This is a genomic window from Microtetraspora sp. NBRC 13810, from assembly GCF_030268685.1.
GTDB lineage: Bacteria > Actinomycetota > Actinomycetes > Streptosporangiales > Streptosporangiaceae > BSRQ01.
Genome location: NZ_BSRQ01000006.1, coordinates 244,295 through 260,370 on the forward strand (window position 1 = coordinate 244,295; position 16,076 = coordinate 260,370).

The 16,076-nt window shown below is 67.4% G+C and carries 19 protein-coding genes; 8 read left to right on the plus strand and 11 right to left on the minus strand.

Going from position 1 to position 16,076, the window contains the following annotated elements; translation table 11 throughout:
- Nucleotides 1-241: 241 nt before the first annotated feature.
- Together QSK26_RS14780 and QSK26_RS14785 are read right to left on the minus strand one after the other, a co-directional pair.
- Nucleotides 242-709 (minus strand): hypothetical protein, encoded by a 468-nt coding sequence (locus tag QSK26_RS14780; protein ID WP_285775678.1) that lies wholly within the window; start codon nt 707-709, stop codon nt 242-244.
- A 147-nt stretch (nt 710-856) separates the two neighbouring features.
- Nucleotides 857-1,423 (minus strand): P-loop nucleotide/nucleoside kinase family protein, encoded by a 567-nt coding sequence (locus tag QSK26_RS14785; RefSeq protein ID WP_285775679.1) that lies wholly within the window; start codon nt 1,421-1,423, stop codon nt 857-859.
- A 284-nt stretch (nt 1,424-1,707) separates the two neighbouring features.
- Here QSK26_RS14785 and QSK26_RS14790 point away from each other — a divergent pair, with 284 nt between their 5' ends.
- Nucleotides 1,708-2,337, plus strand: coding sequence for a hypothetical protein (locus QSK26_RS14790; protein ID WP_285775680.1), 630 nt, complete (start codon nt 1,708-1,710; stop codon nt 2,335-2,337).
- A gap of 360 nt (nt 2,338-2,697) precedes the next feature.
- On the opposite strand, the gene QSK26_RS14795 is transcribed toward QSK26_RS14790, so the two are convergent.
- Both QSK26_RS14795 and QSK26_RS14800 read right to left on the minus strand, forming a co-directional pair.
- Nucleotides 2,698-3,114, minus strand: a complete 417-nt coding sequence (locus tag QSK26_RS14795; protein WP_285775681.1) for a hypothetical protein — start codon at nt 3,112-3,114, stop codon at nt 2,698-2,700.
- A gap of 7 nt (nt 3,115-3,121) precedes the next feature.
- Complete coding sequence (locus QSK26_RS14800; protein WP_285775682.1) at nt 3,122-3,565, minus strand: hypothetical protein; 444 nt, start codon at nt 3,563-3,565, stop codon at nt 3,122-3,124.
- 425 nt (nt 3,566-3,990) lie between these two features.
- Between QSK26_RS14800 and QSK26_RS14805 the strand changes: the two genes are divergently transcribed.
- Nucleotides 3,991-4,902, plus strand: a complete 912-nt coding sequence (locus QSK26_RS14805; protein WP_285775683.1) for a WD40 repeat domain-containing protein — start codon at nt 3,991-3,993, stop codon at nt 4,900-4,902.
- 6 nt (nt 4,903-4,908) lie between these two features.
- On the opposite strand, the gene QSK26_RS14810 is transcribed toward QSK26_RS14805, so the two are convergent.
- Nucleotides 4,909-5,217 carry a hypothetical protein gene (locus QSK26_RS14810; RefSeq protein WP_285775684.1) on the minus strand — a complete coding sequence of 103 codons (309 nt, stop codon included), beginning with the start codon at nt 5,215-5,217 and terminating at the stop codon, nt 4,909-4,911.
- A 95-nt stretch (nt 5,218-5,312) separates the two neighbouring features.
- Nucleotides 5,313-5,684, minus strand: coding sequence for a DUF5997 family protein (locus QSK26_RS14815; protein ID WP_285775685.1), 372 nt, complete (start codon nt 5,682-5,684; stop codon nt 5,313-5,315).
- Between the two features lie 55 nt (nt 5,685-5,739).
- Here QSK26_RS14815 and QSK26_RS14820 point away from each other — a divergent pair, with 55 nt between their 5' ends.
- A complete protein-coding gene (locus QSK26_RS14820; RefSeq protein WP_285775686.1) occupies nt 5,740-6,468 on the plus strand; it encodes a LysR family substrate-binding domain-containing protein in 729 nt (242 codons plus the stop codon).
- Between the two features lie 183 nt (nt 6,469-6,651).
- Here QSK26_RS14820 and QSK26_RS14825 read toward each other — a convergent pair whose 3' ends face one another.
- A complete protein-coding gene (locus QSK26_RS14825) occupies nt 6,652-7,092 on the minus strand; it encodes a MarR family winged helix-turn-helix transcriptional regulator (protein WP_285775687.1) in 441 nt (146 codons plus the stop codon).
- An 89-nt stretch (nt 7,093-7,181) separates the two neighbouring features.
- Here QSK26_RS14825 and QSK26_RS14830 point away from each other — a divergent pair, with 89 nt between their 5' ends.
- Nucleotides 7,182-7,784, plus strand: coding sequence for a GNAT family N-acetyltransferase (locus tag QSK26_RS14830; RefSeq protein ID WP_285775688.1), 603 nt, complete (start codon nt 7,182-7,184; stop codon nt 7,782-7,784).
- Between the two features lie 145 nt (nt 7,785-7,929).
- Complete coding sequence (locus tag QSK26_RS14835; RefSeq protein WP_285775689.1) at nt 7,930-8,895, plus strand: hypothetical protein; 966 nt, start codon at nt 7,930-7,932, stop codon at nt 8,893-8,895.
- Between the two features lie 195 nt (nt 8,896-9,090).
- Here the strand turns inward: QSK26_RS14835 and QSK26_RS14840 are convergent, their stop codons facing one another.
- Entirely contained in the window at nt 9,091-9,777 is a 687-nt protein-coding gene (locus QSK26_RS14840; protein WP_285775690.1) for a hypothetical protein, read from the minus strand.
- 813 nt (nt 9,778-10,590) lie between these two features.
- Nucleotides 10,591-11,841: a hypothetical protein gene (locus tag QSK26_RS14845; RefSeq protein WP_285775691.1), complete on the minus strand. Its 1,251-nt coding sequence runs from the start codon at nt 11,839-11,841 to the stop codon at nt 10,591-10,593.
- Nucleotides 11,842-12,261: 420 nt separating this feature from the next.
- Between QSK26_RS14845 and QSK26_RS14850 the strand changes: the two genes are divergently transcribed.
- Nucleotides 12,262-12,477 carry a hypothetical protein gene (locus QSK26_RS14850; protein ID WP_285775692.1) on the plus strand — a complete coding sequence of 72 codons (216 nt, stop codon included), beginning with the start codon at nt 12,262-12,264 and terminating at the stop codon, nt 12,475-12,477.
- Between the two features lie 269 nt (nt 12,478-12,746).
- Nucleotides 12,747-13,022, plus strand: a complete 276-nt coding sequence (locus QSK26_RS14855; protein ID WP_285775693.1) for a hypothetical protein — start codon at nt 12,747-12,749, stop codon at nt 13,020-13,022.
- Between the two features lie 166 nt (nt 13,023-13,188).
- On the opposite strand, the gene QSK26_RS14860 is transcribed toward QSK26_RS14855, so the two are convergent.
- The gene (locus tag QSK26_RS14860) at nt 13,189-13,590 is read right to left on the minus strand and encodes a profilin (protein ID WP_285775694.1); all 402 of its coding nucleotides are present in this window, start codon (nt 13,588-13,590) and stop codon (nt 13,189-13,191) included.
- Nucleotides 13,591-14,412: 822 nt separating this feature from the next.
- Complete coding sequence (locus QSK26_RS14865) at nt 14,413-14,784, minus strand: YciI family protein (protein ID WP_285775695.1); 372 nt, start codon at nt 14,782-14,784, stop codon at nt 14,413-14,415.
- A gap of 743 nt (nt 14,785-15,527) precedes the next feature.
- Here QSK26_RS14865 and QSK26_RS14870 point away from each other — a divergent pair.
- Entirely contained in the window at nt 15,528-16,001 is a 474-nt protein-coding gene (locus tag QSK26_RS14870; RefSeq protein WP_285775696.1) for an SMI1/KNR4 family protein, read from the plus strand.
- Nucleotides 16,002-16,076 lie beyond the last annotated feature (75 nt).

The following is a 16,076-nucleotide window of genomic DNA, read 5'->3' on the forward strand; positions in this document are numbered from 1 at the left end:
GCCGCCCACCCCCCTTCCGGGGAGCGGGCGGCCATCGCCGCGACGCTCGGAGTCAGTGCGGACCTTGTCGCGCCCTGGCCACGACGCCATCCGGACAGACCGCCCAAGCCTGACGCCGAGGTAGAGGAAAGGCGGCGGTCATATCGCACCGCTGCGGCTACCTAGCCGCGGCACACAATGGCGTATGGCGAACGCCCTTCCCCTGGGCGGACCGGCCGCCCTCGAATCCCCCCGTCCCGAATCAGAACGAGTGGCGGTAGTAGGTGTTCCAGTCGAAGTCGCGGGTGGTTCCTTCGCCGATCCGCACCCGGAAGCCGTCGAAACCGCCCTTACGGCTGTAGCTGAACTTCCACTCCTTGTGCCCCTGGGTGGAGAAGCGGTGACCCAGGTGCCAGCCGCGGTCGTCGTGGTACCAGAACTCGACGTAGGTGTTCTCCCGGTCCCGGTCGCGGTCCCAGGTGTTGAGGTCGAAGTGGTAGCGGCCGTCGGAGAAGTACCAGTAACCCTTGTAGTAGGAGCGCTCGTTGCGGTGCTCGCCACGGCCGAAGTTGGAGTACCCCTCGAACCAGTGCTTGGTGTACTGCGCCTGGGCGGCCGTGCTCGCAGTAGCGGCGGTGTTCGCGGTGGTGGTGGCCGCCTGAGCCGGGGCCGCGACGATTCCGGTCGCCAGTGCGCCGGCGAGGGCCGCACCGACAAGAAGCTTGCGCATGTTGCTTTTCCTTCTGCCTGAGAATGCTTTGTCCGTTCCGTCCGGAGGAGCTTTCTCGGTGCCGCCCGCTCCGGACGACGATCACATTAGGCAGGAGGAAAGTCCTGTTCTGCGTACAATCACACACTCAGTCCCGAATGTGGATTACTACGCACACCCTGTCCCGGCCAGCGCCTCGACCGCCGCCTCCACGGGAGGCGCGCCCCGCCGGTTGTCGATCTCGACGTGCGGTACGACGGGTGGTTCGTCCACCCGGATCGCCCTGAGGTAGTCGTCGAACGCGGCGAGCTTGCCCGCGTCTCGCGGCAGCCCCCGCGCGGCCAGCCGTTCCCTGAGGGTGGCCGCGTCGGAGCGGACCCACACCAGGCGCACGGGCGGCCCGCCGAGCGCCTCGACCCATTCGGTCCACCGGGCCGCCGAGTGCACCTGCGACGTGAACGGCCCGTCGAGCATCACCGGGCAGCCGTGCGACCGGATCTCCCTGGCCAGCCTCGTCATCCCCGCGTACTCATGGCGTTTGACGTGCTCGTCGTACCAGGGCCCTTCGCGCTCGCCGTGCGGCCTGCCGTACGCGCGCAGGATCTCGCCGGCGAAGCCGCCGTAGAGCGTGTCCTTGTCGAGCAGGGCGGGGACCGGGTCCAGCCGCCTGAGCAGCGCCGCGGCCACCGTGGACTTGCCCGCGCCGGGCGGCCCGCTGATCACCCACAGCTCCACCGGCCCACCCTACCCGCGAGACGCGGCGGCCGAGGTAGATGATCGCGAGGCCACGGTGGACACGAGCGCCGCGATGACCTCGACGCCCGCTTCCCCGGCCTGCTCGATCTCGCCATCCCGTAAGGACGCGAAGTGCTCGGCGGTTGGTGACCGTTCGCGAATTCAGCTGCACGTTCGATCACCCGGGGTCTCACCCGCCGCGGCACTATGTAGATCTACGCATTGATGCCGCATCAGGCGAAACTCCATATTTAGTGGGCTCAATCGCAGACAACGGAGATGAAATGCGATTTCCCGCCCTTTATCGGAAGCTGCTCAGCGGCCTCGTCGTCCTGGTGACGGCGGTGGCCGGGCTGGGCCTGATCACGCCGGCCGCTCACGCGGCCACGCTCGTCGCCCAGAACAGCAAGCACTCCTGGCACGCCAAGAACCAGAACAAGACCATCGACGCCACGGTGCAGGTCTATGACGACGGCTCGGTCAAGGGTGTCTCGACCGTGACGTCGGGTGTGTGGCTCACCGGCGTCCGCCTGTGCGCCAAGGCCATCCTCATGGACAGCAACGGCGCCGCCCTCGCCACGGTCGGCGGCGACTGCTGGGGTGTCGACGGCAGCGCCTTCGGAGAGTCCAGCCGCACCGAGAACTGGAGCGGGACGGTGTCCGCGGATCTCGCGAAGCGCACCTACGCCGTGCAGATCGTGCACTGGAACAACGGCATCGACTGGCGCCAGGTCTTCCAGTTCGCCAAGGCCGTGTACGAGATCTACAAGGTCATCGCCGGCACGAACGACGACGCCGCCGCCACCGACATCGTCATGCCCGACGGCAGGGTGATGCGGTACGACGACATCGTCAGGTCCACCCCGGGCGGCGGCGCCGGCTGCGGCGGCCGGGTCTGCATGGAACCGAAGTAACACCCCGCCGACCCAAGCGCAGGAAGCGGAACCCGGAGGGCCGGAACAGTGCGCACTGTTCCGGCCCTTTCGCATGCCGCCGCACCCGACGCCGAACATTCACCAAGGCGAAGCCGGCCAGCATCCCGTTCGACCCCTACGCCTGAGCCTTCTGATCGATGTCCGGCGGCCGTCCCACCCCCATCCCAGCAGGCCGGAGAAAAGCTCAGCTCATCCCGCCCGGGATCGTCCCACCGTCCCAACCCGGCCGTTTCCCTTGCCCAATCGGCCACGCCACTGCGAATGTCGATCCCGTACGGGGTTGAAACAAGGGGGAGTGGCGCGGCCGACGGGGGAAAACGCGTCCGCGCCCCTCCCCTTCTAGTTCGCGTCGTCGCTTTCGTACTCGTCGCCTATCACCTGCACAGCCGGGTCCCCGAGCTTCACGCTCGAGTCCTCTTCGCTCAGCTCGTCCTTGAGGCGTTGTTCGTCGGTCTGCAGGGATTCCACCACCGTCTGCGGCGGCCTCACCAACTGCCCGGGGATCCCGAAAGCCGCCAAAGGCTCCTCGGCGCTGCGGATCGTGCGGAACGTCCTGGCTATCGCGAGCCGCTCGTGGACGCGCACGACCTTCACCATCGTCTTCTCCAGGTCCACCGAGCCGAGAATCTCCCCGGTCTCCGGATCCCGGATGTCCGCCCCGTTGCGATTGAGAATGACGAAGCGCATTCCGACCTCGACGCCGTCGGCGGAGCCTTTGTTGAGCACGAGTTCGCGATCGGCCAGGATCTTCGCCACTTTGGCCTCAATTCGACCCGGCATCTTCTCGGCCTCCTGTCAGCTTGCGCAGAGCGTCCTTGTGAAACTCGTTCCAATCGTCGACCGCTTCGGTCAATCCCTCTTCAACATAACTCAGTTCTACGCTCACCCTGCCCATGGCCTTACGTATTTCAGCGGCGTCGGAATTCTCGTAGGCGGCCTCGGCGATCAACCGGGCCTCGTTGGCCCGCCTTATCATGCGGATGAGCCGTCTCACAGCGGCGCGAGCCAGGCCGGGATCCGCCTTGCCGATCTTGTTGAATTTCGCCGCTCCGGCAAATTGGAAGATGCCCGCCAAAACCACGAGGAGAGCGCTCGTGGCCTGTGAGGGCTGCTGATCGGCTCCACTGAGCACACCTAAATAAACTGTCACCCCCAGACCCGCAAGCACTAATCCACCCGCCATGAGGTGTTCGCTCGTGATCCTCACAGAATCGCAGCGTAGTCTGTCGGGCATGGAGCGGCCATACCTGGGAAGCTTAAACTAACCGTCCACATATGCGCGCGGCATGCTGCGCAGCGGCAAAACGGGACGGGTTCCGGGCCGCACGCCCCAGGGACCGCGAGACGACCCGCCGCACCGATTTCCATTAGGCCGACTTCGGTAAGCGCTCCGTAGTGGTGGCGCCGCCGAGTCCGCGGACGACGGCGCCCGGTCTCGCTCCCGCGCTTCGGGCAAGGCGACACCCCACGCCGTCCGGCGAACCCGAGCATAGAGGCATAAATCCCACTTTTTGGGGACAAACCAGATATTTCATAATAAATGAGCAATCTACAGGACAAGCGGCTCAGCAGCTGCCAGCCGGTTTCGCATCTCGGACGTAGCCTCGTAAAACGTCTGGTAAGCCATTAACCATGAAATTTCGTACGGCTTTCGCGGTACTCCTCCTGACCCCCGTGGCACTGAGCGGGCAGCCTGCCGCGGCTGCCGCGTCGCCCACGATCGCGTACGCGCAGCACACAAAGGTCTGGGAGCTGGTGCTGACCAACGGAAACGTGGTGAAGGTGCCGGGGGCGCTCGCCGAGGCGCCCGATGATGTGGTCAACGCCGGTGCGCGGGCGCCGTTCCTGGTCAGCGGGGATGGGCGGCATTTCTTCTACTTCCGGAAATCTGATGGGTTGTTCGTCGAGCGGACTGTGCGCGGCAAGGAAAGGGTGGTGTCACGAAAGATCACGACGGCCACGATCGACGAGGAGTGGCCGTGGGTGTCGAACGACGGCAGCTACGTGGTCACGACGACCTCGGCACCAGGGGTGGGAGTCTTCGCGGACCTGCGGACCGGCAAGGTGCTGCCGCCTCCCGGCAGGACGGATGCCTGGAACTTCCTGGGATTCAGCCCGAACGGCAAGCGGCTGCTGCTGGCAGGGGAAAACCTGACGGTCTTCGATCGGGGCCTGCGTGCCCAGCTGCGGCCGAAGACACGGCTGTCGCCCATGGCGCTGGCGAATGACTACGTCACGGCGGCGGCGCCCGTCGGCACCTGGCGCAAATACCGGGGGCTACGCCTGCTCAACCTGCGTACCGGCCAGGCGGGCGCCGCGGTGACCGTGCAACTGCCCCGCGGCCAGTACGTCGACGACCTCGACTTCGACCAGGCGGGACGCCTGATCGTCCGATCGAGGACCGGGAAGGGGGTCGCGATCTACCAGGTCTCGAAGACGACCGGCAAGACGACGCTGCTACGGACGATCGCCAGGCCGGATGCGACGGCCTGGGTACTCCCTGGGGACAGCTCCTCCGAGGTCTGGACGGACAAGAAGAAGTAGGGCGCCTCACCTCCCGGCCACCATCGCCAGGAGCTTCGCGAAACGCCGTGGCGAGCGGGCCGCTTGCCACGGGACGCGCCGTAGGCCCGTGCTGTCACGCGTCCCGGCTCCGCCCCCGTGTCCGTGCTCCACTTGTACGAGGGTGTCCCGTCGTGTCAGCTCACCGGTCAGGAACTTCCCGCCCCCGGAGCTCCACGCGGCCCGCATGGTGCGCGCCCACCACAGGAGGAGGGCTGAGGCGACGCAGGCGGTGGTGAACCACTGCGGCGAGACCGCCGGGTTGCGCAGGAAGAAGTTCAGGCGGCCGGGTGACACGTTCGGCCAGCCTCCGGCGGCGCCCTCGTCGGCCTCGTAGAGCAGCGTCAGCTGCGGACGCGTCTGAGGTCGGGGACGTGCGGGATCTCGGCTGTCTAGCGTTGCTTGAGGCGGAGTGCTTCTTTGCGGGCCTCGGCCTGGATGGACCGCTCGCGCTCCAGCCACTCCGGGTTCTCCGCTTTCAGCGCATCGATCTCGGCGGTGGTGAGCGGTCCGGTGATCCCGCTCCTGATCAGGCCGGAGATGGAGACCCTGAGCTTCGCGGCGATGACCTGCTTGGGGTGCGGGCCGTTGCGGCGCAGGTCGGTGAGCCAGGCGGGTGGCGTCGACTGCAACTCGTTCAGCTCGTCCCTGGAGACAACACCCTCCTGGAACTCGGCGGGAGTGGCCGAGAGGAGGACACCCAGCTTCTTGGCCGCGGTCGCGGGCTTCATCGTCTGGGTGGTCTTCGGTTTGGGCGAGGTCATGGCGTCAAGAGTAGCCAGTCGGAACGGGTTCCCCGGACATCGGTACCCTGAGGCAGTGACTGATGGAGAGACCGGCAGGGTGTTTCGGCTGGCGTACGTGCCCGGGGTGACACCCGCGAAATGGGTCAACGTCTGGACCGAGAGGATGCCCGGCGTGCCGGTTGACCTGGTCGCGGTCCCCGCCGCCGAGGTGGTGGGACTCCTGCGGAACGGCGGCGCCGACGCCGGATTCGCCAGGCTGCCGATCGACCGGGACGGGCTCAGCGTGATCCCTCTCTACGTGGAGACCACGGTGGTCGTGGTGCCCAAGGACCACGCGGTGACCGCCGCCGACGAGGTGACCGTCGCCGACCTTGCCGACGACGAGGTGTTCCATCCCCTGGACGACACCATCGAGTGGACGACCCGGCCCGGGCTGCCCGCGTTCACCCGCCCGGCCACAACGGCGGACGCGGTCGAGATGGTAGCGGCCGGCACCGGGATCCTCCTGGTTCCGCAGTCGCTGGCACGCCTCCACCATCGCAGGGATCTCACCTACCGGCCGGTGCCGGACGCGCCGCAGTCTCAGGTCGCGCTGAGCTGGCCCACGGACGCGACCACCGACCTGGTGGAAGATTTCATCGGCATCGTCCGCGGCCGGACGGTGAACAGCTCGCGGGGCCGTACCCCCGCCACCCCCGCCGAGAAACCGGCACAGCGGAAGGCACAGAAGCCCGCACAGAACGGCTCCGGTCGCCGGGCCGTGCCGGCCGGCCGCAAAAGGAAGGGCCACCGGCCTCGGTGACCTGCGGCCCCGGGCGCAGTGACCCGTGGATCGGCAGTTCGCCGTCGGACGGGTGAGCGGGTGCGTACGGCATCGGTGGCAGCCGCCGTCCACAAGCGCGCGGAAGCTTGAGCCGATCATGAGCGGGCTTCGGCCGGCGTGCGCCGCCTGGACGCGGTGAACCGGCTGGACAGGACGGCCTAGTCAGGTCCCTTCGGTTCCCCCGCGCAGGCGGTCGGCGTGACGGGCTTGGTTGTGCAGCGCGCGGTGCAGGAACGTCTCGATGAGGTCGAGTTCCGTGGCGCTGAACTGGAGAAGCTCGGCCTGGGCGTCGGCGGCGATCGGCCCCCAGATCTCCTGGACGGCTCTCCGGCCGTGCTCGGTCAGATGCACCAGCACGCGGCGCCGGTCCGCGGTGTCCCGGACCCTTTCGGCCAGACCGGTCCGCTCCAGCCGGTCGATGGCGGTGGTGGCGGCGCCTCCGGTGAGACCGGCGGCGGCGGCCAGCTCGGTCGCGGTGAGCGGGCCGCCCGCGGTCAGCCGACTCAAGCATCTCAGGTCGGTGCGGTTGACGCCGAGGCGGCGAGCCGCCAGTTCGTCGATGAGATCGGTGGCGTCCTGCAGCTCCTGAACGGCCCTGGTCACAGCCTCGATCTTGAATTGCTTTGACAATCTAACCCTTAGAAAGTTGAATGAACCGGGTCGTACGAAGTCTAACTCTCCCGGAGCCCGCAATGCCACGTTCTTCCCTCGAACTACGACCGGCGACGGTCGCCGACGTCGCAGCCCTGCTGACCCTGATGGACTCCGTCCACGCCTGGCTCATCACCCGGAACCGGCCGGAGCAGTGGGGAACGGTACCGTTCTCCCGCATCCCCGGCTTCCCCGACCGGGTAACGGAGTGGACCCGCCAGGACGTCATCACCCTGGCCGAACGAGACGGCCGCTGCGTCGGGTTGCTGGCCACGGCACCCGTGATCCCGCCGCGGATCCCCGCCGGCACCGTGCCCGACGGATCGATGTTCATCCACACCGTGATGACCGACCGCGGCCCTGACGGCCACGGCGTCGGTACGGCCCTGCTGAAAGAGGCCGAACGACTCGCCCAAGCCCACGGCGCTCCCGCGCTCGCCCTGGACCACTGGGCAGGCAGCCCCGAGCTGGACCACCTCTACGCCAAACACGGCTACGTCAAAGTCACCGAGTACACCGACGAACAAGCCGGCCAGCCCACCCGCAACGCCGTACGCGTCCACTCCCTGCACTCCCCCGCCGCCGGCGCAAGCCTTCGGGATCTGCTGGAGCGAATCGGCCACGATCCGGACGCGGCGCCTTGATCTACCAGCGCAGTACGGCGAAGGCCGACCGTCAACATCGCGGAGACGTCGCCGCCACAGGCGAACACCAACGGGAAAGCTCGGCCGAGCCCCGAACCCGGGGCTGTCTTCACAGGTGGGCGGTACGGCGAGCGCATCGCTCCTCATGGCCGTCTCACGCCGCTACGACGGAGGCCCGGCGGCGAGGCTGCCGGCCGAGTTGCGCCTGTCCCTGCAGAACATCACCGACATGGGCTTCGACTCCGGAGACACACGGGGCATCGCCTTCGATCCTGAGGCAGAGGAGATAGTCATCAGGCTCGGCGTGGGCGGAGTCCTGCGCGCCACCACCGGCACCGCTTACCTCGACGACCCGGCCTGGCACCTTTCCACGGCGGGCCGCGCCGCCGACAGGCGAACCCCGCCTTATGAGGAAGGGGTCCCTCCCACCGTAAGAAGGCGGTCGCGGCAGCCGGAGGGCGCGGTCGCGGTCGCCGCCGGCTTCCTGCACAGCGCGATGCTGGAGATGCGCATGGTCCGCTATGCCCACCTTTCCGAGCGGACCCCTGTCTGGCCACTCGCCCGTGCACTCACGGGTGCGGGCACGGACATCCTGGCCGCGGGCGCTCGTAGAGGCGGCCGACGCGAGAAGGCGTTCCGAGACCTGGGCGAAGCCTGGATCGACAGGGGCGGCGATGCCCTCACCCCCGGGGTCGCGGACCGTCTGCGTCGCCTCGCCGACCTGACACAGCTCCCCGACAGAACCCGAGCATGGCTCGAAGGGATCACCCCGCCGTCGGTGCCGGCCCCACACGCTACCGGGGAGCCTGATCCCGCCTTGGCCCCGGAGACCGAACTCCGCCTGGTCAAGTACTCGGCCGCGCACATCCGTCATGAGCGGGAGCACGATGCCTTCGCCGTCGTGACCTTGGCCGTTCCACACAGTGATCAGGACTCCTCAGGCCGAACCTGGCGGCTACGGACCCGCAAGATCGACAACGTCAGCCACTTCCGATTGCGCTCCGATGCCTTCGCCGGTGCGCAGGCGTTCCGAACGATGGGCGAGTCCATGATCCTCGGCAATGACACACTCAGGGTCCGCGGGAAAGCCGTCGCCCCTCCTGCGAGCTGACGCCGGCGATGTCGCCCAGCGAGACGTGGCGACGAGAGGCGCGGCTCGGCTTCCGGCTGACACACTGCGAATACGTCATGGATCGTCTCGACGGTGAGCAAGCGAAGATCCTTCCGCGGATGTTCCGGATCTTCCCTGGCCGCCGAGTCCGGCTGACGTCCTGACCGTGCTGTTCCCCGCTGGTCACGTTCCGTCTCAAGGCGCCCAGGGGAGTCGTATCGCCTCGATCTCGGTGTCGTTCACCAGCGCTTCGATGAGAGCCGGGGGTCCGGCGACCTTGGTGGCCCACAGGTCATAGTCGGTGCACAGGACCCATGAGCGGTCCTCGGCCCAGAGGTTGGACGGGCTGAAGTCGATCTCGGGATCGTCGTACAACATCTCGGCAGCGCCGAGGCGGTCCGCACGCACATGGAGGTTGTCGAAGTCGGTGGCCCCGAGCAGCAGCGGGTTGTAGTAGGCCAGGCATGGAGTGTCCGGACCTGCGGGACTGTGTTCGGTGAGGATGCCGACCAACCGGTTCCAGGTCGCACGGTCCAGGCTCCCCTCGGTGGGCGGAGCGATGCTGATCGGCCAGCTGCCCTCCTTCTTGGCCGAGGGAAAGCAACGGTAGGAGGGCAGCAGTCCGTCGGGCACGATCGGGTCGCCGGTCCGCCGGGCGAGTTCCGCCCAGCGCAGCCGCCGCCAACCGAGGCCGGGGGGCTCGGCGCGGCCCAGGCCGCCTCCCGTGGCGATGCTCACAGCATCGAGGTCGACGCCCGCGACGATGTGCGGCTGGACGCTCCCCTCTCTCAGACGCGCCTGGTGATACTCGTGGTACGACACCTCGGCCGGCCCCTGTTCGTGCTCATACATGGCGTTGAGCACCCAGGCCGCATCAGGCATCGGAGGCGGCATGAACCCGGTCAGACCATCGCCGCACAGCTCCCGCAACCAGTCGGTCGCACCAGACGGGGCGAGGGACCACAGAGGGCAGCGGGCCGGCCACGAAGGTGCAAGCCCGGTCTGACATTCCCCTTCGCCTGTGCACGGGCTTGTCCCGGTAGGCACCGGGACTCCTGAGGGGGACGGTTCGAGCATGCACGCGGTGCATACGGATCAGGGTCCTCGTTGGCGTTCTCTCGCCAGCAGATCAGACCGACCATCCCAGCGGGGCACCAGCCACGCTGACCTGCCGGCGAGTCGGTGATCTTATGAGGCGAGGCTAGGTCGATCCGCGCATGTTCCGGATCTTGAGAAGTGCTCGGTCTCAGTCTCCGTCGCCGGTACCCAGGCGAGGGTCACGCCTTTCTGCTGCTCTCCTCGACGGTAGATCTCGCGGGCGTCACGTCCCCGCGCCCATCGCCGGGCGTACGGGGCGGACTCGACCACGATGCCGTCACGCACGACCAGTCCGACGGTGGCGCGGTGCGTGGACCACCAGATGAGGCCGTTCTTGAGATCGTCATCCACGACCGGACTGTAGCGGCGGCGTACGACAACTCGCGGGGACGGCTCCAGCGCGTGATCATGCAGCCGACGGTTTTACAGGGCGTCGAGGACTGCCACCGAATCCACGTGGTGACCTCGTCGCCCTGGCCTGCGAGCCGTAGATCATCCCGTCTGCCGTCGCCCCGCCCGCAGGGGAAGCCGGCCAAGGTCCTGAGCGCCCCAGTCGCCCAGGCACCTCCGGCACAGCCGCGCGACGAGGCCCGGCCCTCACCCCTCCCGGCTCCGGTAGGTGGCCCGCAGGTCGATCAGTTTCTCCCTGGCCACCTCGTCCAAGGCCCGGCGCTGATCCTGGTCCTCCTCCCAGGTGGCCTCCGCGCACAAGACCCTGGCCGCCTCGTGCGGCTCGGCATCGCGCACCACGTACCAGACTGTGTCGTCATAGCCGTGCCTGTCGTGATCGCGGCGCAGGACCGTCACGATGCCGGAAACGAGGATCTGCCTGGTCCACGGGTTCCTGGCCAGAACCTGCCGATCCACTGTCAGCCCGTCGTCCATGAGCTCGCCGCCGAGTATGTCGTCCTCCCACCGCCACACGCGGCGGCTGACACCCAGTGGTACATAAAGGGCGCCACGGCCTTCGACGGGCACAGAGAACGTCCGGCTGCCGCTGCGGCACAACTCCTTGGCGATGCGCTCGCCGTCGGCGTACTCGCGCAGCCGATCCTCGCCCAGGCCTTGCATGGACAGCGAGCCCCGCCGCGCCTGCTCGGCGTAGTAGCGGTCGATCAGCGGATCCTTGAACCGCCCCGCACGCGCCCGTGGCGGGGTGCAGGAGGCTGGAGTGAGGTCCGCGCCGTCCTCGATCTCGACCCCGGCCTCGCGCAGCAACTGGTGAACGGTGACGCCCCTGCCCTCTGCCTTGCGGTGCAGCCTACGCAGCCAGCCGTCGAAGGTGTCCAGGTCCGGGTCCGCGCGCAGCGACGCCCAGTCCGCCACCGCCGAGACCGGCACCGGCACCTCCCGCCGCGCCGGCGGTTGCACGAGCTGCTCGGGCTCGAGGTCGATCGAGTAGTACAGCACTCCGCGCGCAATATAGGAGAACGGCGCCGCGTGCGTGATCGGGTCGAAGACGTCCCGGATCGGCCAGAACCTCAGCAGCCATGTCTCATCGCACTCACCCGTGGCATGCCCGTCGCCCGGCTCGGGCTCACGCAGGTACATGTGCACGCCGTACTCGAAACGCGGCGGCCCGATCAGGAAGTCATGCCCCCTGCCGTCCATCATCGCGACGATCGCGACCACGCCACTCTCCGCGACGAACGTCGTCGAACTGACCGGCGTCCACGAAGCATCCGCGGGCCCCGGCTCGGCGTCCCAGGACTCCAGCCGCACGGCCGCGACGAAGTGGTAGATCTCGTCGGTGGGAGAGCTCCACTCCGGCAGGTCGGTGCCGTCCAGCCCAAACATGTTGTACTGGATATAGACCTCGTCGTCGAGCCTCCGCAGCAACTGTGCCATGTCAACGCCTTCGCCTTGTTGGTGATCATCCTGACTTGGCGGAGTATGGCCCACCGCACTGACAATCCGAACCGCGCCGCACACATCTTGATCTCGAACGCTCCAGGCCGCGGAAAATGATCGCCCATAAGCCCGATACGAGGAAGCCCCGGAACGGCCCTCACCGGCTCCGACACATCCCACTCCCGCCTCGACCCCGACCTCTGGCATGACCGATCCCCTTCAACCGGCTCAAGCAGTCCCCAGGCTGGCCACTCGCCGCACGGCTGCTACATCGTCGGCGAGGTCGAGCAGGTCAAGGACTTCGACGCCTCCAACAAGGGCCGCACCGTCTACGCCAAGGACAAGGTCACCGGCGAACTGGTGTGGCAGGTCGCGGTCATGGACGCCGATCCCACCATCAAGGTCACGTAGAAGACGGTGGCGGTGAAGATCCTCACCCCGGTCCAGCCGGCCCCGGTGCCGGGTCTGCCCATCACGCCGGTCGAGTTCGACGGCATGACCATCACGCCCTACGCCGCCCAGGCCACCGGCCGCCTGGCCTACTCCATCCGCGCCACCGGCATGCGGTCTCCCCGTACCGCCTCCGCCGCACCCACCAAGAACAACTCCGCCTCCGAAAACGACGCCGCCTGATGGCACGCCGCCGAACCCACCACACGAGCATCATCAGGCTGAACACCGGCTGTGGGGCCCGTGCCACCAACCACCCCTACCCCGTCCGTACGCCCATCCTGGCTCTCGACTTCGGCGCGCTGTCGCTGCTGATTCACCACCTCGGCCAGCGACCTGGTGACGGACGCCGACGTCGAGTTCGCCCGCCAGCTCGCCCGTGAGGCGTGGCTCTTCGCCCGATCGGTCGAGCGCTCCTTCCACGGCCTGGCGAACGGCAAAGGCGTAGCGGCGTGAACGACCACCGGCCCTACACACTCGCCACAGCATCGATCGACAAGAAGGGGACCCGGCTCTCCATTCCCTTCAACACCCCGGACCTGTCGGTCACGGTGCTGAACGCCGACTATGAGCGGCCGTTCCTGAACCTGGCCAACCACCAGGCGCGCGTGTCGACCACCACCGGCGGGCCGAACGGTCACCGAACAAAACCTCGCCCTAGCTGTTCAGCACGAGCCTCGGTTTCACAGGGCATCGATGTTTCCGTCGGCATGCGCGGTGTGAACTAGGTCGTAGCCGCCACGTGAGCGCACGAAACACTGACGCATTCCGCGTATGTTCCAGATCTTGCCCACCGCCCATTTGGGGCCGGACCCGCGCCTGGTCGTGCCGGGGGACGGCTCGGTGGTGCATCATTCGCTCGACGGGCGCGAGGGTGGTCCGTCTTCCGACCCCTCAGTAGCCCTGGCCGACGAGATAGTCGGCGAGATTCTCGACCGTGCTGTTGGCGTTCCCTGCTACCGCCGTCTCGGGGTGGTGCGCCACGATGACAGTCCTGTGAGTCGCCGCGACGGCGATGCCGGTCCTTCCCGATCTGGCGTAGATGCTTCGGTCTTCGGCTCTCGTGAGGATATACCTGGTTCCGGCGACGTGAAGGCCCTCGCCGAACGCGCGGTCCCTCAGTTCGCCGTCGCCCTTGACGAGGCCGACGATCACCTTCATCTCCTCGGGTGTGGGGTTGAATCCGGGGCTGACGGCCCAGAACAACTCGTCGGCAACGTTGTAGATCCCCGCTTGGTCGATGTGACCAGTGCTTATCAGGCTGACATCCACGTACCCCTGCCAATCGGCATCCATGCTGCCGTTCCTTCCTGCGTGCATGCCTCTCCCGGATGAGGGGCCGTCGCATTAGCGGTCTCGCGCTTGCTGCCCGCGAAGGGCGCCTTCGTCATCGTCGTGCAGTGCGAACGCGTGATCAAGGGGGCCGGGCGGCCGAGCTGAGCTGAGGCGGTGTGCTGCAGTGGCGCGACGCATGAGCGGCCCGGTTGCAGTGGACGGTGCGGCAGGCGTGCGGCCCGCGCTGCCGCCGGCCGGGACCGGCCCGCAAGCCACATGCCCGGACGGCGGACACCAGCGAGGCCGTAGGGCCGCCGGATCTCCATGGGTGCCCTACGTGATCTTGTCTAGCCGGACCATGCACGCCGGGGACGTGGGGCTATCGCTTCGCGGTGGTGGGACCAAATATGAGCGGTCGCGGTGCATCGTCCGCGGGAACGGCTGATCTATGACCACCAGTGACTACGACTTGGCCTGGGCAGACGTCGAGATCCCCGATGGGGAGTGGTTCGAGCATCACGCGGAGCATCTGAGATCAGGTGGCCATGACGGTCCTAGCCGACGACTTGGCAGGTCCCCCCAAGGGGGAAACGGCCATGGATCGCATCTTCCCGCCGACCGCGCAGCTACATGGGGGGTGTTGACCAGCTCCGCAACGTTCGCAAGCGTCCGTCGACGTCCTTGATCGTCCAGGGCGATCGTCACGCAGTTTGTCACGCAGCCGACCTTCAACGTAGGTGCTTCGCGCGTCCTTCCGGGCCGTGCTTCGCACGGAGAAGCGCTGCAACACGTTACAGCCGCCTTTCCGTGCGCAACGCGGCCGGAAGGACGCGCGAAGCGACATCATCGCCTGTCAGCCTGGCGGAGCATCGCGTCTGTTTCGGGGTCGGGCATGAGCTCCCGGACCTCCTGCGCGCAGCGGCAGGCGTCGGCGGTCTTGGCAGCCCACGCCAGCGCCTCTTCGCGTGAGGCCACGTCGACGACCAAGAACCCGCCGATGACCTCTTTGGTCTCCGGGTATGGGCCGTCAGTGACCTTCCCGTCCGTGGCCACGATGCTCGCCCTCTGCCTTTCCAGTCCGGCGCCGAACACCCACACGCCGGCGTTCACGGCCTCCTGAACCACCGCGTGCGAGGCCTTGCCCACGTCGTCCCAGTCCTCGTCAGGGATGTGGTCCATCGCGCCGTCATTGAACGAGATCAAGTACTGGGTCATCCCATGACTCCCTTGTTCCGGCGGCCTCCCGCGGCCCGCCTCTCGCTTCTACGAACAACTCGCCCCGGATCCGACGCTATGCCACCAGATTTCTTCGAGGCGGCGGCCGCCGCAGCAGGTGTGGCTGGACGACTTCTGGCGATCCGGCAAGAGCAGCGTGGGGGCTCATCCGCGCCAGGGCCGGCGACTTCCGAGAAGTGACCCTAAGGCGCATCTACCGGCAGGCTCCGTAGCTACAACGGATGTCACGCAGAGGCCCCGGTCATGCTCATGATCGCGAGCGAGGCATTCTCGCAGGTGGGCGGTACTGGGTTCGAACCAGTGACCCCTCGCTCGTAAGGAGCCATGATCACCTCAGCATGCCTTCCCACCTGCGGCGCTCCATGCAGCGCTCGGCCAGGAGCAGCTACTTCGACGCAGCCTAATGGAACGCTGATCATGACCCTGACCTGGCCCTCGATACTCCTGAATGGCACGGAGTGGCACGCGCTCAGGCACGCCGATGGCACGGCCCAGCGCAAGATGCAGAACCGCAGCCGGGATGGTCACCCGAGCCGGACGATCAACCACTCCAGGCGCCTGATCCGCCCCCTTCCTTCTCGTAGCTGCCGATCCCCAGGAAAGGACTGCCGCGTCAAGGGTCAGCGACGCTGATCGCGAGCGACGCCGTAGGCGCCCTTGACTCGGTGACCATGGCCGGGACGCTTGAGCAGCGAGGAGGACGGAGGACCGTCGCATCGAAAGTGCGTGGCAAGATCATCGCCATGACGGACGTTGACGACCTCCTGCGGCGAGTGTTCGCCAAGGCGAACGCGACAGTGGAACGGCTACCTGCCACGGCGACAGCGGAAGAGGTCGAGAACGCGGAGAGCATCCTGGGCTTCACGCTTCCCCCGATGCTGACACGGCTCCATCGCGAGGTGGCCAACGGCGGATTCGGCCCCGACTACCAACTATTGCCGCTCACAGGCGAAGGGCGCACCGCCGTGAGCGACTATTGCGAGGAACCCGCGACGCGAACGTCCGGTGAAACACGGTGGCCGGCGGAAGTGCTGCCGATCCTGGATTGGGGATGCGGCATGTACGCCGCGGTGGACTGCCGCAGCCCTCGCGCTTTGCGTGTGCGGCAGTATCGAATACTGACGGCGCGTGGCGGGGCGTACGAGCACGCAGCGAGCACGGCGGCGGCGCCCCGCGCCGCACCCGGCCAACCGTAGGCACATTCCCGGATTCGATCACATCGCTTGAACTGCATGGACGCAGTAGACAGACACAGCGATCGCCGCCTCGGC

Bases quoted from the DNA above. Each gene is read 5' to 3' on its own strand.
- QSK26_RS14780 (WP_285775678.1), bottom strand. From the start codon at position 709: ATGCGCAAGCTTCTTGTCGGTGCGGCCCTCGCCGGCGCACTGGCGACC.
- QSK26_RS14790 (WP_285775680.1), top strand. From the start codon at position 1,708: ATGCGATTTCCCGCCCTTTATCGGAAGCTGCTCAGCGGCCTCGTCGTC.
- QSK26_RS14805 (WP_285775683.1), top strand. From the start codon at position 3,991: ATGAAATTTCGTACGGCTTTCGCGGTACTCCTCCTGACCCCCGTGGCA.
- QSK26_RS14815 (WP_285775685.1), bottom strand. From the start codon at position 5,684: ATGACCTCGCCCAAACCGAAGACCACCCAGACGATGAAGCCCGCGACC.
- QSK26_RS14830 (WP_285775688.1), top strand. From the start codon at position 7,182: ATGCCACGTTCTTCCCTCGAACTACGACCGGCGACGGTCGCCGACGTC.
- QSK26_RS14835 (WP_285775689.1), top strand. From the start codon at position 7,930: ATGGCCGTCTCACGCCGCTACGACGGAGGCCCGGCGGCGAGGCTGCCG.
- QSK26_RS14840 (WP_285775690.1), bottom strand. From the start codon at position 9,777: ATGCCTGATGCGGCCTGGGTGCTCAACGCCATGTATGAGCACGAACAG.
- QSK26_RS14845 (WP_285775691.1), bottom strand. From the start codon at position 11,841: ATGGCACAGTTGCTGCGGAGGCTCGACGACGAGGTCTATATCCAGTAC.
- QSK26_RS14860 (WP_285775694.1), bottom strand. From the start codon at position 13,590: ATGGATGCCGATTGGCAGGGGTACGTGGATGTCAGCCTGATAAGCACT.
- QSK26_RS14865 (WP_285775695.1), bottom strand. From the start codon at position 14,784: ATGACCCAGTACTTGATCTCGTTCAATGACGGCGCGATGGACCACATC.